Here is a 26,359-nt window from a genome sequence, read left to right as displayed (position 1 = left end):
GGGACCAACCGCCGCGCCCCTCGGCACGTCATGGCATGTGGAACAGTGTCCCCTGGCGTCCAATGGAAGAGCGGTGACCGTGGCTTCTGCGCACCTCACGTCCGTACCCGCCGGACGGACGGCCAGCAGCCGGAAGGGAAGGTTCCGACTCTTCTGCCACCGCCACCGGGTGCCGCTGCTGGCCACCGTGCCCACCCTTCCGCTGTACGTGCTGTGGGCCACGGTGCTGGCCACGGGCGGCGGGGACCTGGCGGCGCAGAACGCCTGGGCGGGGTTCGCCGCGCGCCACCCCTCCTCCGCGTACAACCTCTTCTGGTACGGCGGGATGCACACCGCCAACTACAGTTTGCTGTCACCGCAGTTGATGGCCTGGGCGGGCGTGCGGACGGTCACGGTCGCATCCGGGCTCGCGGCCTCCTGGTGCGCGGCCCGCCTCCTGGAAAGCACGCGGATCGAGCGGCCCGTGTGGGCGGCCCTCCTGGCGTCCGCCGCGCTGTGGTGCGACGTCGCCTCCGGCCGCACCACGTTCGCACTCGGGGTGGCGATCGGCCTCGCCGCGTGTCTCGCCGTCTCCGGACGCCGTGACCGCCCGGGCCTGGCGGCGGTCCTCAGTGCCCTGGCCACGATGGCGAGCCCCGTGGCGGGGCTGTTCCTCGTGGTCGCGGGGGCCGGTTGCCTGCTGAGCCGGCGGTACCGCTGGGGCGCGGCCCTCGTCGTGCCCCCGGCCGTCGTGGTCGGCCTGACGACGGCGCTGTTCCCGTTCCAGGGCGAACAGCCCATGTTCGCGGGCCGGATCTGGCCGCCCGCCCTGTTCGGCCTCGCCGTGTTCGTGCTCGCCCCGCGCGACTGGCGGGTGCTGCGGCGGGGGGCGGCCGTCTACTCTGCCGGGGTCGTCCTCACGTATCTGATCCCCTCGCCGGTCGGCACGAACGTAGAGCGGCTCGCGGAGCTGATGGCACCCGCCGTGCTGCTCGCGGCGGCCATGGCACCGCGGCTGTCGCCCGTCCGGCGCACCGCCCTGGCCGTGGCGCTCGCCCTGTCGGTGAACTGGGTGACCCAGAAGACCGTCGACGACCTGCGGGTCTCCACCACGGTGCCGGCCTGGGCGGCCGACACGGACGGCGTCGTGGCCGCCCTGGAACGGCTGGGGGCGGACCGGACCCGGGTGGAGGTGGTGCCGGCCCGCGACCACCGCGAGGCCAGCGGCCTGGCCCCCCACGTCAATTCCGCCCGGGGCTGGAACCGGCAACTGGACGTCGAGCGCGGACGGCTCTTCTACGACGGCTCGTTCTCCCCCACCGCCTACCGGGCCTGGCTCGACGACGCGGCCGTCGGGTTCGTGGTCCTGCACGACGGCCGGCCCGACGGGCCGGCGGCGCGGGAGGCCGCCTTCGTCCGCGGCGGTTCCCCCTGGCTGGAGCCGGTCTGGCGCGACGCCCACTGGCGGGTCTACCGCGTGCGGGACGCGGCCCCCCTCGTCTCGCCGCCGGCGACGGTCGTGCGCTTCGACGACGCCGAACTGGTGGTCCGCGTCGGGCGTCCGGGCCCGGTGACCGTGCGCGTCGCCTATTCGCCGTGGCTGTGGCCGGACAAGGGCTGCCTGGAGCGGCAGGGCCGGTGGACCAGGCTCAACGCACCCGCGGCGGGCGAGTACCGGCTGTCCTCCCGCTACCGCCTTCCGTGGCCCGGACGGTGCTAGGCGCGTATCGAGACGCATGCGTCGGTCTCCGAGAGCGCGCCGGCAGCATCCGGCCTTCCCGGGGCCCGCGTTGCCCGGCGGGGCGGGGGCCGGGGAGCCTCCGCGGAAAATGGGTTGGGCCGGGTGCCGCCCGCTGGTAGCGTGCGGAACACCGTGACAGGCCGCTAGGAGGTGAGACCCGTGAACGCTGTTCTCAAGTGGGTGCTCCCCCTTTCCCGCACGGTGCGCGAGTGACGTAGGTGTCCTCGGGAGTGCCTCGACCGACAAGGCATTCCTGAAAGGCCATCACCATGGACACATCGCATTTCTCTTCGGGCACCGGGGAGCACCCGGTGACGATCGCACGGGTCTCGCCGACGCACTGGCTCGCCGTCGAGGACGACCGGGAGGTCGGGCGCGGCGACGCTGTGCGCAGGCCCGACGGGCGGATGTTCGTCAGCGTCGACGCGTGGCAGGGCGCGGTCTTCGACCGGCTCGCCGCCGCGATGGTGGCGGACCTGCCGACGCCGCTGTACGTGGTGGTCGGCGAGACCGACCGCGAGGTCAGGGCCGGTTGGGAGCGGGCCGGCTTCACGACAGGGCGCCGTGAGCGGGAGTACGCCGTACCCACCGACCCGCGGGTCACCGGGCTCGACGCGGTGCGACCGCCGTCGGCTGTGACGATCGTGCCCGCCGGCGAGGCGCGGGAGGACCCGCTGCGCGTGCTGGACCGGGCGATTCGCGACGAGGTCGAGGCCACGGTCGGCTGGCGGACGATGCCGGCCGAGGTGCTGCCCCGCCCTGCCGGGGTCACGGTCGTGGACCCGTCGAAGTACGCGGTCGCGGAACTGTCCGGTCACTACGTGGGGCTGATCCGGGTGGCGCTGGTCCCCCGAAGGCCGCGGATCGGGCTGATCGCGGTCCTGGCCGATGAACGGCGCCAGGGCATCGCGCGGGCGCTGCTGGCCGAGGCGCTGGGTTCGCTGCACCGCTCCGGCGCCGGTACGGCATGGGCCGAGGTGGACGAATCCAATGCCGCGGCCGCAGCGCTCTTCGAGGGCGTGGGCGCCCGGCGCACGGGCGTGAATCTGGAGTTGGTGCGCCTCTGAGACGCCGCCATATCCCAGCGCATCCCCGCTTTTCACCGTCATCGACTCAAAGGAACGAGTGATTTTGCCGAAAACATCGGGCGGTCTCGAGATGGAGGGAACCGTCGTGGAATGTCTGCGCAACGCCACCTTCACGGTGGAGCTGCACAACGGGCACAAGGTGCTCGCGCACATCAGCGGGAAGATCCGGAAGAACTACATCAAGATCCTCCCGTACGACCGGGTGCTCGTGGAGCTGAGCCCCTACGACCTCACCCGGGGCCGGATCATCTACCGCTACCGCACGTGAGCGTGAGCATCCCGCCTCGGTGGAGGCCGTCCCCCCAGGTCGTGTCCGCAAAGTCGGTGACAGATGACGGTGAGCCGGTACTGCCTCGCCCGCGCCGCCTGCCCGGTCCTGGCCGTGCCGCCCTCACAGGGAAGGAGTTCGAGACGGTTCCGCCAGGCGCCTGAGGTTTTCGGGGCTCAGCCGTTCACGTCGTGACCGCGGACTCGCGATCGGGCTCCTCCGGGCGGCGTTGCGCCGCCGTCGGCAGAGTGAGGACCATGGTGAGGCCGCCGCCGGGAGTGTCCTCGGCGTTGAGGGTTCCGCCGACGGCTTCCGCGAAGCCTCGGGCCACCGCGAGGCCGAGTCCGACGCCGGCGCCGCGGGGAGAGTCGCCGTAGCGCTGGAACGGTTCGAAGATGCGGGACTTGGCCTCGTCCGGGACACCGCGCCCGCGGTCCACGACCCGGACCTCCAATCGGTCGGCGATCGCGCTGGCCGAGACCAGGACCCTTTCCCCGGGCAGGCTGTACTTGACCGCGTTTTCCACCAGGTTGGCGACCGAGCGTTCCAGCAGGCCGCGGTCCACGTCGACCATGGGAAGGGTTTCCGGGATGTCGAGGTCGACGCTGTCCTCGGGTACGCCTCCCAGCGCCATCGGGATCACCTCATCCAGGTCGGTCTCGCGGATGATCGGCGTGACCGTGCCGGTCTGCAGGCGGGACATGTCGAGCAGATTGCCGACGAGGTGGTCCAGGCGGTCCGCGCCCTCCTCGATCGCCACCAGGAGCTCCGCCTGGTCTGCCTCGGACCATTCCACGTCGTCCGACCGCAGCGAGGTGACCGCCGCCTTGATGCCGGCCAGCGGGGTGCGCAGATCGTGGCTGACGGCGGCCAGCAAGGCGGTGCGGATGCGGTTGCCCTCGGCCAGCTCCTTCGCCTCGTCCGCCTGCTGCCGCAGGCGCTGGCGGTCCAGTACGACGGCGGCCTGGGCGGCGAAGGCGCCCAGTACGCGGCGGTCCTCGGCGGGCAGGACGCGGCCGGAGAGGGCGAGGGACATGTGGTCGCCGACCGGGACGTCGACGTCCGCATCGTCGGGGGAAGCACAGGGCCGCGGACCGATGCTGCCGGCACAGGTCCAGGGCGCAGTGTCGCATTCGCGTTCCAGCAGGGCCGCGGACTCCATGGCGAACGTCTCGCGGACCCGTTCGAGCAGTGCTTGCAGAGTCATCCCACCGCGCAGAACGTCACCGGCGAGGAAGGAAAGGATCTCCGACTCGGCGCGCAGCCTGGCAGCCTGGTGGGTACGGCGGGCGGCCAGGTCGACGACGGAGGCCACCGACACGGCCACGCCCACGAAGATCGCCAAGGCGAGGATGTTCTTCGGGTCCGCGATGGTGAGGCGGTGTACCGGCCGCGTGAAGTACCAGTTCAGCAGGATGGAACCGAATGCCGCCGAGGCCAGCGCCGGAAGCAGGCCACCCAGCAGTGCCGCAGCCACCGTCAGCGTCAGGAACAACAGCATGTCGTTCGTGAGGCCGAGGTCGGTACTGATGTGGGTGAGCAGCAGCGTCAGGAGCACCGGGCCGCCGATGCCCGCGGACCAGCCCCACAGGATGCGCGAGCGTCCCAGCCGCGCGCCGCGCGCGATGGGCAGTCCGCGGCCCTTGCCCGCCTCGTCGTGGGTGATCAGGTGAACGTCGAGGTCGGGGCCGGAGTTCCGGGCGACTGTGGCGCCGACGCCGGGCCCGAAGACGTACTGCCAGCCCTTGCGGCGGGAGACGCCGAGGACGATCTGGGTGGCGTTGACGCCGCGCGCGAAGTCGAGCAGCGCGACGGGGATGTCGTCGCCGACGACGTGGTGGAAGGTGCCGCCGAGGTCCTCCACGAGGGTTCGCTGGACGGTGAGTTCCTTCGGGGACGCGGCGGTGAGGCCGTCGCTGCGGGATATGTAGACGGCCAGTACCTCGCCGCCGGCGCCCTTCTCCGCCAGGCGTGCGGCGCGGCGGATGAGCGTACGGCCCTCCGGGCCGCCGGTCAGGCCCACGACGATCCGCTCGCGGGAGCCCCAGATCTTGGAGACCTGGTGCTCGCTGCGGTACTCGGTCAGGTACTCGTCGACCCGGTCGGCCACCCAGAGGAGCGCCAACTCGCGCAGGGCGGTGAGGTTGCCGGGGCGGAAGTAGTTGGACAGGGCCGCATCCACCTTGTCCGACTTGTAGATGTTGCCGTGCGCCATACGGCGGCGCAGGGCCTGCGGGGACATGTCGACCAGTTCGATCTGGTCGGCTCGCCGTACGACCTCGTCGGGCACGGTCTCCTGCTGCCGGATGCCGGTGATCGACTCCACCACGTCACCGAGCGACTCCAGGTGCTGGATGTTGACCGTTGAAATGACGTCGATGCCGGCCGCCAGCAGTTCTTCCACGTCCTGCCAGCGCTTGGCGTTGCGCGAGCCGGGGATGTTCGTGTGCGGCAGTTCGTCGACGAGGGCCACCTGGGGGCGGCGGGCGAGGACGGCGTCCACGTCCATCTCGGTGAAGAGGCTGCCCCGGTACTCGATCTCCTTGCGCGGCACCTGCTCCAAGCCGTGCAGCATCACCTCGGTGCGCGGACGGTGGTGGTGCTCCACGAAGGCCACCACGCAGTCGGTGCCCCGCTCGATGCGGCGGTGCCCCTCGGACAGCATCGCGTACGTCTTGCCGACGCCGGGAGCCGCGCCGAGGTAGATCCGGAGCTTGCCGCGTGCCATGTCGTCCCTCGGTCAGGCTTCGAAGCGGTAGCCCATGCCGGGCTCGGTGATCAGGTAGCGAGGGTGGGAGGGGTCCCTCTCCAGTTTCCGCCGCAGCTGGGCCATGTAGACCCGAAGGTAGTTGCTCTTGTTGGACTGCGAGATGCCCCAGACCTCCCGAAGGAGGTGCTTCTGAGTGATCAACTGACCCGGATGGGTAATCAAGATCTCCAGCAGGTGCCACTCGGTCGGGGTGAGCCGCACGTCCTGTCCGCCCCGGACGGCCCTCTTGGCGAGCAGGTCGATGCTGAAGTACTCCGTCTCGACCAGCGCGGTCTCCGGCGTGAGCGGGGCTTCCTCCGTACGGCGGACGGCAGCTCGCAGCCGGGCCAGCAGTTCGTCCATGCTGAACGGTTTGGTGATGTAGTCGTCAGCGCCGGCGTCGAGCGCGGCCACCTTCTCGTCGGACGTGCGCCGGGCGGAGAGCACCAGGATTGGCGTGCGGGTCCAGCCGCGCAGGGCCTTGATGACATCGACGCCGTCCATGTCGGGCAGACCGAGGTCCACGAACACCACGTCGGGCTGACGCGCGGCAGCAAGTCGCAGGGCCGTGGTCCCGTCGGGGGCGGCATCCACGCCGTAGTGACGTGCCTGCAAGTTGATCACGAGGGCCCGAACGAGCTGCGGGTCGTCCTCCACCAGGAGCACCCGGGTCATGGTGTGCGCCTTTCCTGTCGTACGTGGGACGTGGGTGTGGGATGCGCTGCCGTCGCCCTCGGTGGCTGCATAACGGCGGGAGCCGGCCAGGCCGGGATCGCCCCCGGCCTGCCGACTCCCGCCTGTACCTCATGGCCATCAGCTCTTGGCCACGAGGTCTCTGAGCGCGATGTTGAGTTCGAGGACGTTCACGCGGGGTTCGCCGATGAAGCCGAGCGTGCGGCCCTCGATGTGCTCGTCCACAAGCCTCTGCACCTCGGCGACCGGGAGGCCGCTCCTTTCGGCGACGCGGTGGACCTGAAGCTCGGCGTACTGCGGGGAGATGTCGGGATCGAGGCCGGAGCCGGAGGAGGTGACCGCGTCGGCAGGCACCTGCGAGGGCTCGACCGTGTGGCCGGGAACCGAGTTCTCCTCGACGACCGCGGCCTTGGCCTCCTCGACCTGCTTGACGAGGTCCTCGTTGTCGGCCGAGAGGTTGGTCGCGCCGGACAGCAGCAGCTTGTACTGGGTGTTCACGCTGTTCCTACCCAGGCCGTTCGCCGGGCGGCCCTGGAACCACTTCAGGTCGGGCTCCGGGGTCACCTGCCCCTTCTTCAGCGGCAGGTCGTACGCCTGCCCGATCAAAGACGAGCCGACGACCTTGCCGTCTGCCGTGATCTGCGAGCCGTTCGCCGTGCTGTGAAACAGCCCCTGGGCGATGCCCGTGATGACCAGCGGGTAGATGACGCCCGTGACCAAGGTCAGCACGAGGAGGGCACGCAGTCCCGCCCCGAGCAGCCGGGCGGTGTTGGTCACTGAGTTGTTCATGGCGATCAGCCGATCCCGGGGATGAGGGAGATGAGCAGGTCGATGATCTTGATGCCGGCGAAGGGCGCGATCAGGCCGCCGATGCCGTAGATCCCGAGGTTGCGGCGCAGCATCTTGTCGGCGCTCACTGGCCGGTACTGGACGCCCTTCAGGGACAGGGGCACCAGCGCGATGATGATCAGCGCGTTGAAGATCACCGCGGACAGGATCGCGGAGTCCGGCGAGGACAGGTTCATGATGTTGAGCTTGTCCAGGCCCGGGTAGACCGCCGCGAACAGCGCCGGGATGATCGCGAAGTACTTGGCGACGTCGTTGGCGATGGAGAACGTCGTGAGCGCGCCCCGGGTGATCAGCAACTGCTTGCCGATCTCGACGATCTCGATGAGCTTGGTCGGATTGGAATCGAGGTCGACCATGTTGCCGGCCTCCTTGGCGGCCGACGTACCGGTGTTCATCGCCACGCCGACGTCGGCCTGCGCCAGGGCCGGGGCGTCGTTGGTGCCGTCGCCGGTCATCGCGACGAGCTTGCCACCGGCCTGCTCGCGCTTGATGAGGGCCATCTTGTCCTCGGGGGTGGCTTCGGCGAGGAAGTCGTCGACACCTGCCTCCTCGGCGATCGCCCTGGCCGTGAGCGGGTTGTCACCAGTGATCATGACGGTCTTGATGCCCATGCGGCGCAGTTCGGCGAACCGCTCCCGCATACCGTCCTTGACGACGTCCTTGAGGTGGAGGACACCCAGCACGCGGGCGCCCCGGTCGTCGTGGACAGCCACCAGCAGGGGCGTGCCGCCCGCCTCGGCGATCCGGTCGGCCGTCTCGTCCGCGTCCTCGGCGATCTCACCGCCCTGCTCCCGCACCCAGGCGGTGACCGAGCCGGCGGCGCCCTTGCGGATCCTGCGCCCGTCGACGTCCACGCCGGACATGCGGGTCTGTGCGGTGAAGGCGATCCACTCGGCGTGGGCCAGTTCGCCCTGGTGGCGTTCGCGCAGCCCGTACTTCTCCTTCGCCAGGACGACGATCGAGCGACCCTCGGGGGTCTCGTCGGCCAGCGAGGAGAGCTGGGCCGCGTCGGCGACCTCGGCCTCGGTGGTACCGCGCACCGGCACGAACTCGGACGCCTGGCGGTTGCCGAGAGTGATCGTGCCCGTCTTGTCCAGCAGCAGGGTCGAGACGTCGCCGGCGGCCTCGACCGCGCGGCCGGACATGGCCAGGACGTTGCGCTGGACCAGCCGGTCCATGCCCGCGATGCCGATCGCCGACAGGAGCGCGCCGATGGTGGTCGGGATGAGGCACACCAGCAGGGCGACCAGCACCACCATCGTCAGACGGGTGCCCGCGTAGTCCGCGAACGGCGGCAGGGTGGCCACCGCGAGCAGGAAGACGATCGTGAGCGAGGCCAGCAGGATGTTCAGCGCGATCTCGTTCGGCGTCTTCTGCCGTGCGGCGCCCTCGACCAGGCTGATCATCCGGTCGATGAAGGTCTCGCCCGGCTTTGTCGTGATGCGGATGACGATACGGTCGGAAAGGACCTTCGTTCCGCCGGTGACAGCGGAGCGGTCGCCGCCGGACTCGCGGATCACCGGAGCCGACTCACCGGTGATCGCCGACTCGTCGACGCTGGCTACGCCCTCGACGACGTCTCCGTCGCCGGGGATGGCATCGCCCGCCTCGCAGACCACCAGGTCACCGATCCTCAGCTCCGTACCCGGCACCCGCTCCTCACGGTCGTCCACGAGCCGGCGGGCAATCGTGTCGGTCTTGGCCCTGCGCAGGGTGTCGGCCTGCGCCTTGCCACGGCCCTCGGCGACCGCCTCCGCCAGGTTGGCGAAGACCACGGTCAGCCACAGCCACGCGCTGATCGCCCAGCCGAACCAGTCTCCTGGGTCCTTGAAGGAGAACACCGTGGTCAGGACCGAGCCGACCCACACCACGAACATCACGGGCGACTTGACCAGCACCCGCGGGTCCAGCTTGCGGAACGCGTCCGGCAGCGACGTGACCAGCTGCCCGGCGTCGAACAGGCCCGCGCCGACGCGGCCCTCGGCGGGCTTGCGGCCGGTGGGGACGTCGCTGTGCGGCGCCCGGGTCGGGGTGGACGTGGGCATCGAGTCCTCTTGCTTCTGGATGCGAGCGGTCATGACGCCAGTCCCTCGGCGAGCGGTCCCAGCGCGAGGGCCGGGAAGTAGGTCAAACCGGTGATGATCAGAATCACGCCCACCAGAAGGCCGGTGAACAGCGGCTTCTCGGTGCGCAACGTGCCCGCGGTGACCGGGACGGGCTTCTGCTCGGCGAGCGAGCCGGCGAGCGCCAGCACGAACACCATCGGCAGGAAGCGGCCGAGGATCATGGCGAGACCGATCGTGGTGTTGAACCACTGCGTGTCCGCGTTCAGACCGGCGAAGGCCGAGCCGTTGTTGTTGGCGCCGGAGGTGTAGGCGTACAGGATCTCGGAGAATCCGTGCGCTCCGGAGTTGGTCATCGAGTGGGCCGGTGTGGGCAGGGCCATCGCGACGCCGGTGAAGACGAGCACCAGCGCCGGGGTGATCAGGATGTAGATCGCGGCCAGCTTGATCTCACGGGAGCCGATCTTCTTGCCCAGGTACTCGGGGGTGCGGCCGACCATCAGGCCGGCGATGAACACCGCGATCACGGCCATGATCAGGATGCCGTAGAGACCGGAGCCTGTGCCGCCGGGCGCGATCTCGCCCAGCATCATGCTCAGCATCGTGATTCCGCCACCGAGGCCGGTGAAGGAAGAGTGGAAGGAGTCGACCGCACCCGTCGAGGTGAGCGTGGTCGAGACCGCGAAGATCGACGAGGAGCCCACCCCGAAGCGGACTTCCTTGCCCTCCATCGCCCCGCCGGCGATCTGCAGCGCCGGGCCGTGGTGGGCGAACTCCGTCCACATCATCAGAGCCACGAAGCCGACCCAGACGGAGGCCATGGTCGCCAGGATCGCGTACCCCTGCTTCACGCTCCCGACCATCACACCGAACGTGCGGGTCAGGGAGAACGGGATCACCAGGATCAGGAAGATCTCGAACAGGTTGGTGAAGGTCGTCGGGTTCTCGAAGGGGTGGGCCGAGTTGGCGTTGAAGTAACCGCCGCCGTTCGTGCCCAGCTCCTTGATGGCCTCCTGCGAGGCCACCGCGCCGCCGTTCCACTGCTGCGAGCCGCCCATGAACTGGCCGACCTCGTGGATGCCGGAGAAGTTCTGGAGCGCACCGCACGCCACGAGCACGATCGCGGCGAGGAAGGCACCCGGCAGCAGGATTCGGGTCACCCCGCGCACCATGTCCGACCAGAAGTTGCCCAGCTCACCCGTGCGCGAACGGGCGAAGCCGCGCACCAGCGCGACCGCGACCGCGATGCCCACGGCAGCCGAGACGAAGTTCTGCACGGCCAGCCCGGTGGTCTGCACGACGTGACCCATGGCCTGCTCGCCGTAGTACGACTGCCAGTTCGTGTTGGTGACGAAGGACGCCGCGGTGTTGAACGCCTGGTCCGGGTCGATGGCCCGGAAGCCCAGGGAACCGGGCAGCACGCCCTGGATCCGCTGCAGCAGGTAGAGGAAGAGGACGCCGACCGCGGAGAAGGCCAGGACGCCGCGCAGGTACGCGGTCCAACGCATCTCCGTGTCCGGTTCGACGCCGATGCCCTTGTAGATCCATTTCTCGACGCGCCAGTGCTGGTCGGAGGAGTAGACCTTGGCCATGTAGGTGCCGAGAGGGACGTAGGCGAGCGCCAGCGCGCCGATCAGGGCGAGCAGCTGGAGCAGGCCCGCGGGCACGGGACCCATGTCTCCCGCTGCGGTGGCAGCTGATGTCACCGTCAGAACCTCTCCGGGAAGATCAGGGCAAGGACGAGATAGCCGAGCAGGACGATGGCCACGACCAGGCCGACTACGTTCTCAACGGTCACAGCTTCGTCACCCCCTTGGCGATGAGGGCCACCAGCGCGAAGACCGCGATCGTGGTGACGACGAGGGCCGCATCGGCCATCGTGAGCTCCTGGTATGAGGTTCGGGGAACAGCGGACGCTTAGAGGAAACCGCCTCTCTGGCCGGATCCGGTTGTCTGTTGACGGCTCTCTTACGGCAACACCCATACGTTTGACGGGACTCATACGGCCCGTGATGACCGCGGGTCCCGGCTGGCCGGCGGTGCGCATCCCCTGGCGCAGGCGCACCGTGTGTACGGACGCTCTGGAGGCCGCACGGCAATACGCAGCTGTCTCCTTCCGCCTGAACCTGCGGGACACCCCCGGCCGCCGACCGGGCTGGACGCGTGTGTCCTCACCGCCAACCCGCTGATCCGGCACGAACTCCATATGGCGTACAGCACTCCGTCGAGCGCGGCACGCACGCTTCGCCGAGGGGTGCTCCGGTTGGCCCAGTTGCCGTGCCCCCCGGCGGATTGAGTCAGGAGCGTGGGAAGGCGGCGGGAAGGGTGAGCGTCACCGAGAACTCCCGCCCGTTGTCACCGGCCGTCTCCAGCGTGCCGCCCATCGCCTCCGTGAGGTCCCGGGAGAGCCGTTGCGTCAGGCTGCCCGCGCGAGGAGCGCCGCCGGGGCCGCCGGCCAGGCGGACGCGTAGCCGGCCGTCGAGAGCGTCGGCGGTCAGCGTCGGCGGCCGTTCCGGCGGACTGTGGCGCAGTGCGTCGGCCGCGAGGGCGGTCAGCACCCGGGTGAGCAGGGCGGCGTCGGCGATCACGTCGGGCTGCTGTTCAGGCAGCCGGACCTCGATGGTGCGGCCTCCCGGCCCCAGGTCGTCCAGCACGGCGGTCACCACCTCGTCGAGGCCGACCGGGCGCAGGTAGAGGTCGAGGGCACCGCCGTGCAGCCGGTCGAGGTCGGCGAGGTCGGCGACGAGCTGCACGGCTCGACGAACCGACGCCCGGGCCGTGTCCATGTCGTGCCGGGCAAGGGCTTCTTCCGCCGAGCGCAGCCGCTCACTCAGGTCACGGCCGGCCGCCTGGATCAGCGAGGCCCGGGTGCGTTCGGCGGCGGCGAGGGTGTCCGACTCGGCGGCGTGCCGGGCGAGTCTGCCTTGCAGATGCGCCATGCCGAGCTCGGCCGCGCACGCGCCCAGGACGCGCTGGTCGTCGGTGGCCAGAGCACCCCGGGCCACCAGCGTGAGATCGTCACTGACGGGGCTCTCGACATCTGCTTCGTACGGCTGCTCCGGCGCGTCCGCACCGGCGTCGGCGACCACGTACCAGCGGGGGCCGGGTGCTGCCTCGGTGTCGCGTTCGAGCAGGCTCACGCCGGTCAGGCCGAAGGTTTCACGCACTTGTTCGATGAGGGACGGCAGGTCCTGGCCGCGCATCATGGCGGTCGCCAGCCGGCTCAGCGCCCACGCCTCCCACGTGGCGCGTACGGCCTGTCGGGTACGCCGGGCTGCCGCGTCGGCGGCAGCACCGACCAGGGCGGCTGTGACGACGAAGCCCACCAGCGTGAGGACTTCGCCGCCCTGCCCGACCAGCAGCGAGTGAACGGGCACGGTGAAGTAGTAGTCCGCGAGGAACGCCGCCGCGACCGCCGTGACCAGTGCCGGGACCAGCCCTCCGACCAGGGCCGTACCGACGACGATGAGAAGGTAGACCACCAGCGCCCCGGACAGGGCGAGCCGGCTGGCGGGCGCGGTCAGGATCAGGGTCAGTGCCGGCAGCAGCAGTGCCGCCCCGACCAGGGCGGACCAGAACCGGCGTGGCCCGGCGCCTCTTCCCGGCCCCGGCTTCCGCGCCGTGAAGGCGGAGCGGGCCGCCGCCTCGTGAGTGACCACATGCACGTCGATGGGCCCCGAACCGCGTATCGTGCGGTGTCCCACACCGGCGTCCAGCAGCAGCGACAGCCGCCCGCGGCGGCTGGCGCCGAGCACGATCTGCGTAACGTTCTCGGCCCGCGCGAACTGGAGCAGCGCCTCCACCACCGACTCGCCGGTCGTCTGGTGATACGTACCGCCCAGCGACTCCACCAAGGCCCGCTGAGCCGCGAGGGCCGCCGGATCGGCGTGGGTGAGCCCGTCGGCCGGCACGACGTGCAGCGTCAGCAGTTCGCTGCCCGGAGTACGCGCTGCGATCCGGGCGGCCCGGCGGATCAACGTCTCGCCTTCCGGGCCACCGGTCAGACCCACCATGATCCGCTCGCGGGTCTCCCAGGGCGCGGCAATGCCATGCTCGGCGCGGTAGCGCTGCAGGCCCTCCTCCACCCGGTCGGCGAGCCAGAGCAGGGCCAGTTCGCGCAGCGCGATGAGATTGCCCACCCGGAAGTAGTGGGTGAGGGCGGCCTCGATACGGTCCGGCGGATAGATGTCGCCGTGCGCCATACGGCGGCGCAGGACCTCGGGCGGCAGGTCCACCAGCTCGATCTGGTCAGCCCGGCGGGCCACCTCGTCCGGCAGTGTCTCTCGCTGACGCGCTCCGGTGATCTGCCGGACCACGTCGTTGAGCGATTCCAGGTGCTGCACGTTGAGGGTGGTGACGACATCGATGCCGCCGTCCAGCACCTCCTCCACGTCCTGCCACCGCTTGGCGTTGCGGATCCCGGCGCCGGCGACGTTGGTATGTGCCAGCTCGTCCACCAGCGCGACCTGGGGACGGCGGGCCAGGAGCGCATCGAGATCCATCTCGGTGAACCGGGCCCCCCGGTAGGCCACCGTGCGCCGGGGCACCGTCTCCAGGCCGTCGGCCAGGGCCGCGGTCGGCCGCCGGCCGTGCGGCTCGACGAACCCCGCGACCACGTCGACACCGGAGGCACGCAGCCGCTGGCCCTCCTCCAGCATGGCGTACGTCTTGCCCACGCCCGGAGCCGCCCCCAGATAGATCCGCAACCGTCCACGCGCCATCCGCGGGCTCCCGCCGGCTCCTCGCGCTCCCTCTCGGGGCGCCTTCCCTCCATGGTGTACCCGTAGCACCGACATCAGAGCCACCGCCCGACGACGACTACGCCGCCACGCCCCCTGAGTGCTGTGGCCGGTGTGCGGCTGCTTGACCAGGGGGGCGGGTCCGTCTGACAGCCGCCAGATTCAAGGGGCCTTGCGGGCGGTGAGGGCCGGCCCTAGGAGGCCGGCCGGTGTGCGGCGAGCGCGGCGGCGCCCGCTCCGGCCTCCGGTTCCGTCACCGGAGCGGGCGCCGCTGCCGCGCGCGGCCCCGACAGGACGTAGGTCAGCGCGAAGCCGGTCGCGACGACCGCCGCGCCGCCGACCGCGTCCAGGACCCAGTGGTTGGCGGTCGCCACGATCGCGGAGACGGTGAACAGGGGGTGGAGCAGGCCCAGCACCTTCATCCACCACCTCGGCGCGACGACCGCGATCACGATGCCGCACCACAGGGACCAGCCGAAGTGGAGCGACGGCATCGCGGCGTACTGGTTGGTGAGGGCGGTCATCGCGCCGTAGTCCGGCTTGGCGAAGTCCTGGACGCCGTGCACGGTGTCGATGAAGCCGAAGCCCGGCATGAGCCGGGGCGGGGCCAGCGGGTAGAGCCAGAAGCCGAGCAGGCCGAGGAGGGTGGCGAAGCCCAGCGCGGTGCGTGCCCAGCGGTAGTCCACCGGCCGGCGGACGTAGAGCACGGCGAGGATGCTCAGCGGCACCACGAAGTGGAAGCTCTCGTAGTAGAAGCTGAGGAAGCGCTCCAGCCACGGCAGCCCCGCCACCGTGTGGTTGGCCCAGTGCTCGATGTCGATGAACAGGGCCCGTTCGAGGGAGTGGATCTGGTGGCCGTGCGCCTCGGCGGTGGCCCGGTCGCCCTGGACGGTCAGCCGCACCGAGGAGTAGGCGGCGTAGGTGACGCGGATGAGCAGCAGTTCCAGCAGCAGGTTCGGGCGGGTGAGGACCCGGCGCAGGAACGGTACGAGGGGGACGTGCCGCAGGCGCGCGGGGACCGGGGCCGCGTACTCCGTGGGGACGGGCACGCGGTAGTGCTCGTCCGCGCGGGACAGGAACGGCACGACGGTCGCGGCGGCGAGCGCGGCCAGCAGTACGACGTCGTCGCGCAGCGGGTTCATGACCGGCACGTTCGGCAGCATCATCTTCGCCGGGAGCGTCATGACCAGCACCACGGCCACCGGCCACACGTACCGGTCGGAGGCGCGTGTGCCGACCCGGCCGACGACCGCGAGCAGCACCCACAGGAGCTGGTGCTGCCAGGCGGTGGGCGACACGGCCACGGCCGCGCAGCCGGTGATCGCGACCGCGAGCAGGAGCTGTCCGTCCCGGGCGTAGCGCACGGCGCGGCGCACGCCGAGCGCGGCGACGGCCGCGCCGAGCACCAGGAACAGGGCTATCTCCACCGGGCCGGTCAGGCCGAGGCGCAGCAGGGCGCCGTGCAGCGACTGGTTGGCGAGGCCGTCGGCGCGGCCGCCGAGTCCGACGCCCGCCATGTGGTGGACCCAGTAGGTGTACGAGTCGTGCGGCATCGCGGCCCAGGCGAGCGCGGTGCACGCGCCGAAGGTGAAGCCGGTGGACGCGGCCGCGCGGCGGCGGTCGGTGAACCACAGCAGCGGCGCGAACAGCAGCACGGTGGGCTGGAGCGCTGCGGCGAGGCCGATCAGGGCGCCGCCGGCCCGCTGCCCGCGCACCACGAAGCAGCCGAGCAGCACGAGCAGGACCGGGATGATGCTGGTCTGGCCGAGCCAGAGCGTGTTGCGCACCGGCAGCGACAGCATGAGCAGGCTGATCGCGACGGGCGCGGCCAGCAGCGAGCTGCGCCGGCTGACCGGCTGGGGCAGGGCGCGGGCGGCGACCAGGCCGAGCGCGGCCACCAGCAGCAGCGTGCCGAAGGTCCAGCCCCAGCCGAGGGCCTGTTCGGCGGCCCTGGTCAGCGGCTTGAGGACCAGACCGCTGAACGGGGTGCCGGTGAACCGGGTCGAGTCGTAGAGGGACCCGGTGACGTGCAGGACGCCGTGCGGCCCGACCCAGGTCTCCAGGTCCGTCAGCCGGTCCCCGCGCGGGCTGGCGAGGACGACGGTCATCTGCCGTACGGCGAGGACCGCGGCGATCAGCCAGAGGCCCAGCCGGGCCGCGTGCAGGCGGTCCCTGGTCGCGCCGGTGGCCGCTGCCCCGAGTACCCCCGCCGCCTGCCCGCTGTGCTCCGCATTCGCCACGCCCCGTCGGCCTCCCGCCCCACCTGCCCCGCGCATCGCGCCCTTGGCGTGCGCCGGGATCCCTGGGCGAACCCTATGAGGCTCGCCCCCCTCCGGAAAGAGACGCAGGCCATCCCCGCTTCACCTGACGTCCGCTCCCCTTTTATCCGGGTGACGATAGTGCGGGGGCGGTGCGGTTCCCGCGGTGGGGCGCGAGAAGCATCACAGGCGTACGGCCGGAAAGTGCCCGGGCAGCGGGCGGAAGTGCCTGCATATCCCACATTTATGTGCAGCATGCAACGACTTCCACACGGTCCGTAAGGTGCACAATCCCCCGTATGGTCGTTTTGGGCCCGCCGTGAGCGGGTCGTTTCCGGCCCGCACGTCAGCGCCGTCGCGTGGGTCGCGTCCCTGTCCCCGTCGAGAGGTAGGCGAGCGAACCCTTGTCGGCTGCCACAGTCGCTGCTCCCCCGTCCCAGTCCGTTTCCAGGAATCAAGAAGCCACCGTCATCGACCCGGCCCTCGTCAAGCGCGCCGTGAAGGCCGCCGCGCTGGGCAACGCGATGGAATGGTTCGACTTCGGTGTCTACAGCTACATCGCGGTGACCCTGGGCAAGGTCTTCTTCCCGTCCGGGAACCCGACGGCGCAGCTGCTGTCCACGTTCGGCGCCTTCGCCGCGGCCTTCCTGGTCCGCCCGCTCGGCGGCATGGTCTTCGGCCCGCTCGGCGACCGCATCGGGCGGCAGAAGGTCCTGGCCACCACCATGATCATGATGGCGGTCGGCACCTTCGCGATCGGCCTGATCCCGTCGTACGCGACGATCGGCGTGGGGGCCCCGCTGCTCCTGCTGGCCGCCCGGCTGGTGCAGGGCTTCTCCACCGGCGGCGAGTACGCGGGCGCGACCACCTTCATCGCCGAGTACGCCCCCGACAAGAAGCGCGGCTTCCTCGGCAGCTGGCTGGAGTTCGGCACGCTCGTCGGCTACGTCGGCGGCGCGGGCCTGGTGACCCTGATGACGGCCCTGCTGTCCACCGAGGACCTGACCTCGTGGGGCTGGCGGATCCCGTTCCTGATCGCCGGTCCGATGGGCATCATCGGCCTCTACCTGCGGCTGCGCCTCGAGGAGACCCCGGCGTTCGCCGCGGAGGCCGAGAAGGCGGAGTCGCACCGCCCGAAGGTACCGCTGCGCGAGATGGTCGCGGGCCAGTGGAAGCCGCTGCTGCTGTGCATGGCCCTGGTGCTGATCTACAACGTCACGGACTACATGCTGCTGTCGTACATGCCGAGCTACCTCACCAGTGAGCTCAGGTACGACGAGACGCACGGCCTGCTGGTGGTGCTCGGCGTGATGGTCCTGATGATGATCGTGCAGCCCTTCGCCGGTGCGCTGAGCGACCGGATCGGCCGCCGCCCGATGATCGCGGCCGGCTGCGCGGGCTTCCTGTTCCTGTCGGTTCCGGCCCTGCTGCTGATCCGCCAGGGCAGCCTGCTGGCGGTCGCGCTGGGCATGGGCGCCCTGGGCCTGCTGCTGGTCTGCTTCACCGCGGCCATGCCGGCGGCGCTCCCGGCCCTGTTCCCGACCCGGGTCCGCTACGGCTCCCTGTCGATCGGCTTCAACATCTCGGTGTCCCTGTTCGGCGGTACGACCCCGCTGGTGGTGACCGCGCTGATCGGCGCGACGGGCAACGTGATGATGCCCGCCTACTACATGATGGCGGCGTCGCTGATCGGTGGTGCGGCGGTGTGGTTCATGGCCGAGTCGGCCGGCCGCCCGCTGCCGGGCTCCGCCCCCGCGGTGGAGCGCGCCGAGGACACCTCCGGCACGGAGGCCGGTGCCGCGAAGGCCGCCGGCGCCAAGAAGGACGCCCCGAAGGGCGCCCCGAAGGACGCCGTCCGGCGCTGACCGCGCCAGCGGCCCGCACGGGGCCGCCCGGAGGTCCTCACCTCCCCTGGAACCACGCCCTCCGTCCCACCGTCTGATCCCCTGGCGGTCACGGGACGGGGGGCGTTGGTCCATGGAGAAGCTCGGAATCGATGCGGTCGGCTTGCTGCGACGTGCCAGGGCCCGCATGCGCGGGCACGGGCACCTGCGCGTGCTGACGGTCGTACTGGCCCTGCTGGGCGTCCAGCTCGCCTCGCTCGTCGCCCCCGCCTACGCGTGCGGCTGCGGCGCCATGGTGACGGACCCCGACCGCCGGATCGCGGTCGGCCGTGAGGTGTCCGCCGTCCGCTGGGACGGGCGGCAGGAGCAGATCGTGATGCGCCTGACCGTCACCGGGAACGCCGGCCGGGCCGCGTGGATCATGCCGGTCCCGCACCGGGCGACCGTCCGGCTGGGCGACCCGGCGCTCTTCGACCAGCTCGCCGCCGCCTCCGCCCCCGCGCACCGCGCCCGCTACCACTTCTGGCCGCGGCAGGGCGACTGGCCCTTCGACTCCGGCGACGGCGTGGGCGCGGCCCCGCCGGGCGCGGCCGGCGGAGGCGGCGTCGGGGTGGTGGGGCGCCAGCGGCTCGGCCCGTTCGACGTCGCCCGCCTGACCGCGACCGACCCCGACGCGCTCGCCGGCTGGCTCCACTCCCACGGCTTCACGCTGCCCGACCGCCTGGACCGCGCCCTCAAGCCCTACGTGGAGCGGCGCTGGGAGTACGTGGCGATCCGCCTGACGCCGCGGGACGGCAGCGGGCCCACGGCCCTGAACGGCACCCTCGATCCGCTGCACCTCACCTTCGCGGCCGACGCCCCGGTCTATCCGATGCGCCTGTCCCGGCTGGCCCGCAGCCCGCAGTCGCTCTCCCTGTTCGTCCTGGCCGCCCACCGCATGGAACCGGCCACCACGATCGGCGGCAACCCCTGGCGCGTCGGCTTCGCCGGCCGGCTGACGACGGCCTCCGGCCCGCTCGCCGAACTGTCCCGGGGCGCGCCCTACCTCACCGTCGTCGACCAGGAGTTCCCGCTCCCGGCCCGTATCTCCGGCGACCACTCCCTGCGCCGTACGGCCACCGACACGCCGTATCGAGAGGTGGTCTACGCGGACCGGCTGCGCGAGGTGGCCGGTGTCCCGGCGTGGCTGCTGACCACGGGCGGCGGTGCCGCGCTCGCCGTGGCCGCCGCGTCGCTGTACGCGGTACGGCGCTCCCGGCGCCCGGCGCCGCCTCCGCCGCCGGTGCCGGCTCCTCCTCCGATCGGCTGAAAATCACTGACATCAACGCTCTCGTACGGCTATATTCGTTAGCGAAGCTACTTAGATTATCTAACTAGTCGCACGAAAGGCTCTGTGCATGAGCGACTCGCAGCTCTGGGACGACGTCGACGCCTACTTCACCGCGCTGCTCTCCCCCGAGGACGAGGCACTGCGGGCCGCGCTGCGCGACAGCGACGCGGAGGGCCTGCCACACATCAACGTCGCGCCGAACCAGGGCAAGCTGCTGCACCTCCTCGCCCAGATCCAGGGCGCCCGCACCATCCTGGAGATCGGCACGCTCGGCGGTTACAGCACGATCTGGCTCGCCCGCGCGCTCCCCGCCGACGGCCGCCTGGTCACGCTGGAGTACGACGCCCACCACGCCGACGTCGCCCGCCGCAACCTCGCCCACGCCGGCGTCGACCGGATCGCCGAGGTGCGGGTGGGCCCGGCCCTGGAGTCGCTGCCCAAGCTCGCCGACGAGAACCCGCCCCCCTTCGACCTGGTCTTCATCGACGCCGACAAGGTCAACAACCCGCACTACGTGGAGTGGGCCCTGAAGCTGACCCGCGCGGGCAGCCTGATCATCCTGGACAACGTCGTGCGGGGCGGCCGCGTGACCGACCCCGCGAGCACCGACCCGAGCGTGCGCGGCACCCGGGCCGCGCTCGAACTCATCGCCACGCACCCGCGACTGCAGGGCACGGCGATCCAGACGGTGGGCAGCAAGGGCTACGACGGCTTCGCGCTGGCCCGGGTGGTGGCGTAACTCCTGGCGAGTGTCGGCGCGGCCCCTGCCGGGCCGCGGCGTGGTCGCTGCCGGATGGTGGCGTGGTCGCTGCCGGACGGCGCCACCGGCCCTCGCGGCGGCGGCCCGGGGCCCGCCCGGGCGTCACACCTCGTGGAAGAAGCCGACGTTGACGCTGCGTGGGCCGGTGCGGTCCTGGATGACGATCTCGCCGGCGCCGCCCCGGGGCAGCCCGACGCTCCCGCCGTAGGCGAGGGCCTGGGCGTACTCGCCGATCACGAGTCTGACCTCGGAGGACGGGTCCGCCTGGGAGCCGCGCAGCCAGGTGACCTGCCAGCCGCCGTCGGGACCGCACTGGAACTCCAGGTGCACCCGGGAGACGAACAGCCAGTCCTCGGGCGTCACCAGCCGGCACACGGCCCGGTCCCGGCCCACCCGCAGCACGGCGCCCGGTTCGCTGGGCGCGTCGGCCATGAGCATGCCGGCCGTGGCACCCTCGTCCGCGCCGGAGACGGTGGCCATGGTCAGTTCGAGCACGTGCGCTCCTCGTGTTTCGGGGCGCCCGAGCCGCTTCCTCGTGCTCAGCCGCGCCAATGCCGTTGGCGGAGCGACTGGTTGGCGCACCGCGGCGGCATGATAAATCGCCCGGCCCGGGCCCGTCCGGCACAATGGACGCATGACCGAGCGAAAGCCACCCGGTGTGCCGTTCGAGTCCTGGGTCGACAAGCAGATCCGTGACGCGCAGGCGCGCGGCGAGTTCGACCGGCTGCCGGGGACGGGCAAGCCGCTGCCCGGCGACACCTCCTACGAGGAACTGTGGTGGGTCAAGCGCAAGATGGCCAGCGAGGGCCTGTCGGTCCTGCCGCCGTCGCTCGCCCTGCGCAAGGAGGCCGAGGACGCGCTCGCGGCCGCCCGTGCGGCCCCTTCGGAGCGGATCGTCCGGAAGATCCTCACGGACATCAACGCCAAGATCCTCGACATGATGCTCAAGCCGCCGCCCGGCCCCCCGCTCGGCCTCAAGCGGTACGACGTCGAGGAGGTCGTCCAGGAGTGGCGTGAGCGGCGCGGGGGCCGGGCGGTGCGGTAGAGGCGACGGGCGGGGCGAGTGCCGCGCCCGGGTGCCCGAACGGCGGGGGTGCGGCGTTCTGCCTCCGCCGCCTGCCTCCGCCGCTCGGGTTCGTCGGATTCTCAGAGGTGCATCAGCCGGTCGGCCAGTTCGCGGTAGTCGCGCAGGGCGAGCCGGAGTCGCTCGGTGTCGGGGGTGGTACCGGACGTGCCCTCGCCGCCGGAGCGCCAGGCGGCGCGCAGGGTGCTGCGCCGCTCGTCGAGGGCCTCCGTGAAGCGGGCCGCGAGCTCCTCGACCAGCCGGTCCGCCTCCTGGACGGCGTGCTGCGGCCTGTCCACGAACCCGGTGACCGTCTCCCGCAGCCGCGCGCCGATCTTGTCGCACTCGTCACCGGGGAGGAGCGGGGAGACGGTGCCCTCGGCGCCGTGCGCGCCGTGCGCGCCGGTGGTGCCGTGCAGGCCGGTCGCGCCGTGCGTGCCCGTCGCGCCGGTCGCGCCGGTCGCTGTCGTCGTCGTAGTCGTGGTCGTCGAGGGGGAGAAGTCGTCCTCCCGTCCCGGCCGGGCCTCGCGGGCGGCCGCCGTGGAGCCCCGGCCCGCGACGGCGTCCATGCCGTCCACGTCCACGCCGCTCGCCGCGGTCCCGTCCGACGCCGTACGACCGCCGGTCACAGTGTCGTGGCCGGGCGCGGTGTGCCCGCCGAGCGCCGTGCCCTTGCCGGGCACGGTGTCGTGGCCGGAGGCAGTGTGCCCGCCGAGTGCCGTGTCCTGGCCGGTCGCGGCTCCCCGCCGGGGGCCCGCGTCACCGGCCGCCGTACCGAGCGGCTCCTCCCCGGCCGCCCCGGGCCGGCCCATGGCCGTCTCCCCGCCGGTCGCCGCGCCGCGGCCGGTAACAGGCTCCTCACGGTTCAGCCCCGCACGGCCCACGGAGGGCTCCTCACGATTCAGCCCCGCACGGCCCACGGAGGGCTCCTCACGGCTCGGAACCCCACGAACCGCGGCCGTCTCCGCCTCCGCGGCGGTCGTCGCGCCCCGGCCGTCCGCCGTCTCCCTCCCGGCCGTCCCGCCCTCCGGCAGGCGCTCCCCCTTCGAAAGACGCTCCCCCTTCGGCAGGCGCTCCGCATCCCTGTCCGGTGTCAGATCGGTCATCTCGTTCAGCTCTCCTTCGTCCGATGCCTGTTGAGGGCCCACGGAAGGTGGGCGCCGCCCTTGGTGCGGGCCGGGGCGTGACGGTCGCCGGCACCGGTCGTGTCACGGTGCGGACGGCCGGTGTCGCCGCCGGTGGTGGAGAGCAGTTCCTCGAACAGCGCGCGGGCCTCGACCAGGGCCTCGCGCAGTTCCTCGGTGCTCGCGCGGCGTTCCTGCGGACCGTCCACCGGCGCCTGCACGGCGCGGTGCACGCGCCGGTAGCCGTGCACGTGCGAGGCGTGGTGCACCGACAGCGCGGCGAACTGCTCCTCGTACTGCCCGCCGTCCGGGTAGCCCCGGTGACCGGCCAGTTCGGAGACCAGGCGGTCCGCCTCGGCCACCGCTTCCCGCGGCGAGTCGACGAACCGCTCCTGCACGGCCGTCCAGCGCGCCTCGAACCGCTCGCGGTCGGCCGGCTCCAGCGGCCGCAGCCGCAGGTCGCCGTGGCGCTCCACCCGGGCGGCGAGCTCGCGCTCGGCGGCCTGCGTGTCGCCGTCGTGCCGGGCCACGGTCCGCTCGTACTCCGGTCCGAAGCGCCGTTTCAGGTTCCGTCCGCCGTGCGGACCCCGGGCACGCACGGCAAGGACGCCCGCCACCACGGCGACGGCCGCCACGATCACGATCAAAGCGATGATCAAACCTGTGGACATGATGCCTTCCGGGTGTGTTCGGCCCAACTGGCCGGTTCTTCGATCGGATTGCCCGGAAGACAGTCGACAAACGGTCCCGAGCGGGCGGCCCGGGCGGAAGCCGCGCTTATTCGGTTGCCGACCCGGCAGCTCCGCTGCCGACAATGGCGCCCATGAGCTGGACCGTGAGCCCGGAACCCCATGACTCCCCCGTCGCCGCCGCGCTGTGGCGGGCGTACTACACGGAGGTCAGCGACCGCTGGTACCTGCTGCACGAGGGGCGCCGCACGGACCCCGGGGAGCTGGAGCGGGAGATCGCCGCACGGTCCGGCGCGGACCTCGCGCCGCCCGGCGGCCGGCTGCTGGTCGCGCGCCACGACGGCGTGCCGGCCGGTACGGCGGGCGTCCGGCTGCTGGACGCCTCGACCGCCGAACTGACCCGGGTCTTCCTGTACGAGGAGATGCGCGGCAAGGGCGGCGCGGCCGTCCTGGTGGCCGCGGCCGAGGACGCGGCCCGCGCGTTCGGCGCCGGGCGGATGATCCTCGACACCCGCGGCGACCTGGTCGAGGCCCGCGCCCTGTACGCGCGCCTCGGCTACCGGGAGACCGCGCCGCACAACGACGACCGGTACGCCGAACACTGGTTCACCAAGCCGCTGATCTGACGGGCTCCCGGACCTCCCCCGCTCAGGGGAGCCGGGTCACCGCCCGTACGTCGTGCGGCCGCTCGGAGTCGGAGCCGCACATCTCGTCGGTCAGCTCCCTCACCAGCTGCACCAGATCGGTCGGCCGGTCCGGTCCCCACCAGTCGCCGAGCAGCGCGGCGAGGGACTCCTCGCGAGTGGCGGCGAGCCGTTCGGCGGCCTCGCGGCCCCGGTCGGTCAGGACGAGGTCGAGGCCCCGCCGCTCGCCCAGCCTCCGCTCCTCGATCTGGCGGACGGCGCCGAGGATGACACCGAGCGGGACGGGGCTGCGCTCGGCGAGCTCGGCCGGCTCGACCCAGCCGTACTTCTTGATCCGCAGCAGCAGCCAACTGGACGCGGGCTGGAGGTCGTAGCCCGCCCGCTCGGTGATCTCACGGTAGATCTCGCGCCGCCCCTCACGGGTGCCCAGCACGGACAGGGCCCGGCACACCTCGTCGTACGACGACCGCTCGACCGGGTTGGTGGCGAGGGTCTCCGTGACGTCCGGTGCCGTGACCGAACCGCGCAGCTTGTCCTCCTTCAGGAACCACGAGAGCAGGAAGCCGAGGAGGGCCACGGGAGCGGCGTAGAGGAAGACGTCGGTGATGGCGGAGGCGTAGGCGTGCAGGGCCGCCGGGCGCAGCGCGGGCGGCAGGGCGGCGATGCCGCGCGGGTCGGACGCGAGGGCGTCCGGGGAGGCCCCGGCCGGCAGCCGCAGGCCCGCGAAGGCGGCGGCGAGCTTGTCACCGAGGCGGCTCGCGAAGACCGCGCCGAAGATGGCGACACCGAAGGAGGCGCCGATGGAGCGGAAGAAGGTGGCGCCGGAGGTGGCGACACCGAGATCCTCGTAGCCGACGGCGTTCTGCACGATGAGGACCAGCACCTGCATGACCAGGCCGAGTCCCAGACCGAAGACGAAGAAGGAGCCGCTCATCGCGGCGGTGGAGCTGTGCTCGTCGAGCCGGTGGAGCAGCAGCAGGCCGATCGTGGTGACGGCGGTGCCCGCGATGGGGAACACCTTCCAGCGGCCGGTGCGGCTGACGATCTGCCCGGAACCGGTGGAGGCCAGCAGCATGCCGAACACCATGGGCAGCATGTGCACGCCGGACATGGTGGGCGAGACGCCCCGCACGACCTGGAGGAAGGTCGGCAGGTAGGTCATCGCGCCGAACATGGCGAAGCCGACGATGAAGCTGATGACCGCCGACAGGGTGAAGGTGCGGACGCGGAAGAGTTTCAGCGGCAGCACCGGCTCGGCCGCCCGGCGCTCCACGGCCACGAACAGGCAGGCGAGGACGACGCCCAGCAGCGCGAGGCCGACGACCTGCGGCGAACCCCAGCCCCAGGTGGTGCCGCCGAGTGAGGCGACCAGGACGAGGCAGGTGGCGACCGAGGCGATGAGGACGGTGCCGAGGTAGTCGATGACGTGGCGCTGGGCCTTGCGGGGGATGTGCAGGGCGGCGGCGATCACGGCGAGGGCGACGACGCCGACGGGGAGGTTGACGTAGAAGACCCAGCGCCAGGTCAGATGCTCGGTGAACAGTCCGCCGAGCAGCGGGCCGAGCACGCTGGTCGCGCCGAACACCGCGCCGAACAGCCCTTGGTAGCGGCCGCGTTCGCGGGGCGAGACGACGTCGCCGACGATCGCCATCGACAGCACCATCAGCCCGCCGCCGCCGAGGCCCTGCAGAGCGCGGAAGGCGATCAGCTGCGGCATGTTCTGCGCCATGCCGCACAGCGCGGAGCCGATCAGGAAGACGACGATCGCGGTCTGGAACAGCTTCTTGCGCCCGTACTGGTCACCGAGCTTGCCCCACAGCGGGGTCGCGGCGGTCGAGGCCAGCAGGTAGGCGGTGACCACCCAGGACAGGTGCTCCAGTCCGCCGAGGTCGCTGACGATGGTGGGCAGTGCCGTCGAGACGATGGTCTGGTCGAGCGCGGCCAGCAGCATGCCGAGGAGCAGGGCGCCGATCGACACCAGCACGTTGCCGGAGACGTGCTCGGCGACGGCGGCGCCGTGCGGCGGCGGTGGGGGTGAGGGACGTACGTCCCGCACCTCGCCGGCGGCTCCCGGCACACCGTGCGCATCCCCGGCCATGTGGACCTCCCGAGGCTCTCGTGACCTCTCCCATCGTCAGTGGTGTGTCCCGTTATGGCCTGTCGAGTCCTGTTGGACGCGGCCATTCCGGGGGCTTCGGGAAGACCGCCCTGAGGGGAGGCGGGACAAGCCCGAGCGGCAGACGGGAGAACTCGGGCGGCCACCACCCGCCGCACACCGGCGACCCGCGGGCCTTGGCGGAGAGGCCGGGACCCCGAGAGACAGTCGGGGGAAAGCGGGACGGCCACCCCGCTACACGCAAGCGGCCCCGCCCGAGGCGGAGACGCCGGAACCCGACGCGCAGACGGACGGACGGGCACAGGGGCAGACGGGCAGACGGACGGGCCAAGGCCGCACGCCCCCGCCCAGCGCAAGCGGGC

The 26,359-nt window shown here is 71.7% G+C and carries 20 protein-coding genes; 8 read left to right on the top strand and 12 right to left on the bottom strand.

Going from position 1 to position 26,359, the window contains the following annotated elements:
* Positions 1-79: 79 nt before the first annotated feature.
* The 3 genes from ACIQ9G_RS02930 to infA all read left to right on the top strand — a co-directional run bounded on the left by ACIQ9G_RS02930 (position 80) and on the right by infA (position 3,076).
* Positions 80-1,699: a hypothetical protein gene (locus ACIQ9G_RS02930; RefSeq protein ID WP_403605315.1), complete on the top strand. Its 1,620-nt coding sequence runs from the start codon at positions 80-82 to the stop codon at positions 1,697-1,699.
* A 290-nt stretch (positions 1,700-1,989) separates the two neighbouring features.
* A complete protein-coding gene (locus ACIQ9G_RS02925) occupies positions 1,990-2,787 on the top strand; it encodes a GNAT family N-acetyltransferase (protein WP_403605312.1) in 798 nt (265 codons plus the stop codon).
* Positions 2,788-2,878: 91 nt separating this feature from the next.
* Entirely contained in the window at positions 2,879-3,076 is a 198-nt protein-coding gene (gene infA, locus ACIQ9G_RS02920; RefSeq protein ID WP_392195372.1) for a translation initiation factor IF-1, read from the top strand.
* A gap of 184 nt (positions 3,077-3,260) precedes the next feature.
* Here the strand turns inward: infA and ACIQ9G_RS02915 are convergent, their stop codons facing one another.
* From ACIQ9G_RS02915 to ACIQ9G_RS02880, 8 genes are all read right to left on the bottom strand, one after another.
* Entirely contained in the window at positions 3,261-5,804 is a 2,544-nt protein-coding gene (locus ACIQ9G_RS02915; protein ID WP_403605309.1) for an ATP-binding protein, read from the bottom strand.
* Between the two features lie 12 nt (positions 5,805-5,816).
* Positions 5,817-6,500 carry a response regulator gene (locus ACIQ9G_RS02910; RefSeq protein ID WP_403605306.1) on the bottom strand — a complete coding sequence of 228 codons (684 nt, stop codon included), beginning with the start codon at positions 6,498-6,500 and terminating at the stop codon, positions 5,817-5,819.
* 138 nt (positions 6,501-6,638) lie between these two features.
* The gene (locus tag ACIQ9G_RS02905; protein ID WP_403605303.1) at positions 6,639-7,307 is read right to left on the bottom strand and encodes a potassium-transporting ATPase subunit C; all 669 of its coding nucleotides are present in this window, start codon (positions 7,305-7,307) and stop codon (positions 6,639-6,641) included.
* 5 nt (positions 7,308-7,312) lie between these two features.
* On the bottom strand, positions 7,313-9,412 hold the full coding sequence (gene kdpB / locus ACIQ9G_RS02900; RefSeq protein ID WP_403606747.1) for a potassium-transporting ATPase subunit KdpB: 2,100 nt from the start codon (positions 9,410-9,412) through the stop codon (positions 7,313-7,315).
* 29 nt (positions 9,413-9,441) lie between these two features.
* Complete coding sequence (gene kdpA, locus ACIQ9G_RS02895) at positions 9,442-11,106, bottom strand: potassium-transporting ATPase subunit KdpA (RefSeq protein ID WP_403605300.1); 1,665 nt, start codon at positions 11,104-11,106, stop codon at positions 9,442-9,444.
* A gap of 32 nt (positions 11,107-11,138) precedes the next feature.
* The gene (gene kdpF, locus ACIQ9G_RS02890) at positions 11,139-11,228 is read right to left on the bottom strand and encodes a K(+)-transporting ATPase subunit F (protein WP_402440936.1); all 90 of its coding nucleotides are present in this window, start codon (positions 11,226-11,228) and stop codon (positions 11,139-11,141) included.
* Between the two features lie 499 nt (positions 11,229-11,727).
* Positions 11,728-14,151, bottom strand: a complete 2,424-nt coding sequence (locus ACIQ9G_RS02885) for a DUF4118 domain-containing protein (RefSeq protein WP_403605295.1) — start codon at positions 14,149-14,151, stop codon at positions 11,728-11,730.
* A 212-nt stretch (positions 14,152-14,363) separates the two neighbouring features.
* Positions 14,364-16,409, bottom strand: coding sequence for a bifunctional glycosyltransferase 87/phosphatase PAP2 family protein (locus ACIQ9G_RS02880; protein ID WP_403605292.1), 2,046 nt, complete (start codon positions 16,407-16,409; stop codon positions 14,364-14,366).
* A gap of 422 nt (positions 16,410-16,831) precedes the next feature.
* Between ACIQ9G_RS02880 and proP the strand changes: the two genes are divergently transcribed.
* The 3 genes from proP to ACIQ9G_RS02865 all read left to right on the top strand — a co-directional run bounded on the left by proP (position 16,832) and on the right by ACIQ9G_RS02865 (position 20,340).
* Positions 16,832-18,292, top strand: a complete 1,461-nt coding sequence (gene proP, locus ACIQ9G_RS02875) for a glycine betaine/L-proline transporter ProP (RefSeq protein ID WP_403605289.1) — start codon at positions 16,832-16,834, stop codon at positions 18,290-18,292.
* Positions 18,293-18,458: 166 nt separating this feature from the next.
* On the top strand, positions 18,459-19,580 hold the full coding sequence (locus tag ACIQ9G_RS02870) for a DUF2330 domain-containing protein (RefSeq protein ID WP_403606745.1): 1,122 nt from the start codon (positions 18,459-18,461) through the stop codon (positions 19,578-19,580).
* A gap of 88 nt (positions 19,581-19,668) precedes the next feature.
* Positions 19,669-20,340 (top strand): O-methyltransferase, encoded by a 672-nt coding sequence (locus ACIQ9G_RS02865; RefSeq protein WP_403605286.1) that lies wholly within the window; start codon positions 19,669-19,671, stop codon positions 20,338-20,340.
* A 123-nt stretch (positions 20,341-20,463) separates the two neighbouring features.
* Here the strand turns inward: ACIQ9G_RS02865 and ACIQ9G_RS02860 are convergent, their stop codons facing one another.
* The gene (locus ACIQ9G_RS02860) at positions 20,464-20,856 is read right to left on the bottom strand and encodes a hypothetical protein (protein WP_392193111.1); all 393 of its coding nucleotides are present in this window, start codon (positions 20,854-20,856) and stop codon (positions 20,464-20,466) included.
* Between the two features lie 139 nt (positions 20,857-20,995).
* Here ACIQ9G_RS02860 and ACIQ9G_RS02855 point away from each other — a divergent pair, with 139 nt between their 5' ends.
* Positions 20,996-21,406, top strand: a complete 411-nt coding sequence (locus ACIQ9G_RS02855) for a DUF1992 domain-containing protein (RefSeq protein ID WP_403605282.1) — start codon at positions 20,996-20,998, stop codon at positions 21,404-21,406.
* Positions 21,407-21,507: 101 nt separating this feature from the next.
* On the opposite strand, the gene ACIQ9G_RS02850 is transcribed toward ACIQ9G_RS02855, so the two are convergent.
* Together ACIQ9G_RS02850 and ACIQ9G_RS02845 are read right to left on the bottom strand one after the other, a co-directional pair.
* Positions 21,508-22,308 (bottom strand): hypothetical protein, encoded by an 801-nt coding sequence (locus ACIQ9G_RS02850; protein ID WP_403605279.1) that lies wholly within the window; start codon positions 22,306-22,308, stop codon positions 21,508-21,510.
* 227 nt (positions 22,309-22,535) lie between these two features.
* Positions 22,536-23,219, bottom strand: coding sequence for a hypothetical protein (locus ACIQ9G_RS02845; RefSeq protein WP_403605276.1), 684 nt, complete (start codon positions 23,217-23,219; stop codon positions 22,536-22,538).
* Between the two features lie 152 nt (positions 23,220-23,371).
* Between ACIQ9G_RS02845 and ACIQ9G_RS02840 the strand changes: the two genes are divergently transcribed.
* Positions 23,372-23,863, top strand: coding sequence for a GNAT family N-acetyltransferase (locus ACIQ9G_RS02840; RefSeq protein WP_403605273.1), 492 nt, complete (start codon positions 23,372-23,374; stop codon positions 23,861-23,863).
* A 22-nt stretch (positions 23,864-23,885) separates the two neighbouring features.
* Here the strand turns inward: ACIQ9G_RS02840 and ACIQ9G_RS02835 are convergent, their stop codons facing one another.
* A complete protein-coding gene (locus tag ACIQ9G_RS02835) occupies positions 23,886-25,979 on the bottom strand; it encodes a DHA2 family efflux MFS transporter permease subunit (RefSeq protein ID WP_403605270.1) in 2,094 nt (697 codons plus the stop codon).
* Positions 25,980-26,359 lie beyond the last annotated feature (380 nt).

This window comes from Streptomyces sp. NPDC096152 (assembly GCF_044763235.1).
Taxonomy (GTDB): domain Bacteria; phylum Actinomycetota; class Actinomycetes; order Streptomycetales; family Streptomycetaceae; genus Streptomyces.
The sequence above is the reverse complement of the archived record's forward strand: the minus strand, read 5'-3'. Positions and strand labels throughout refer to the sequence as shown.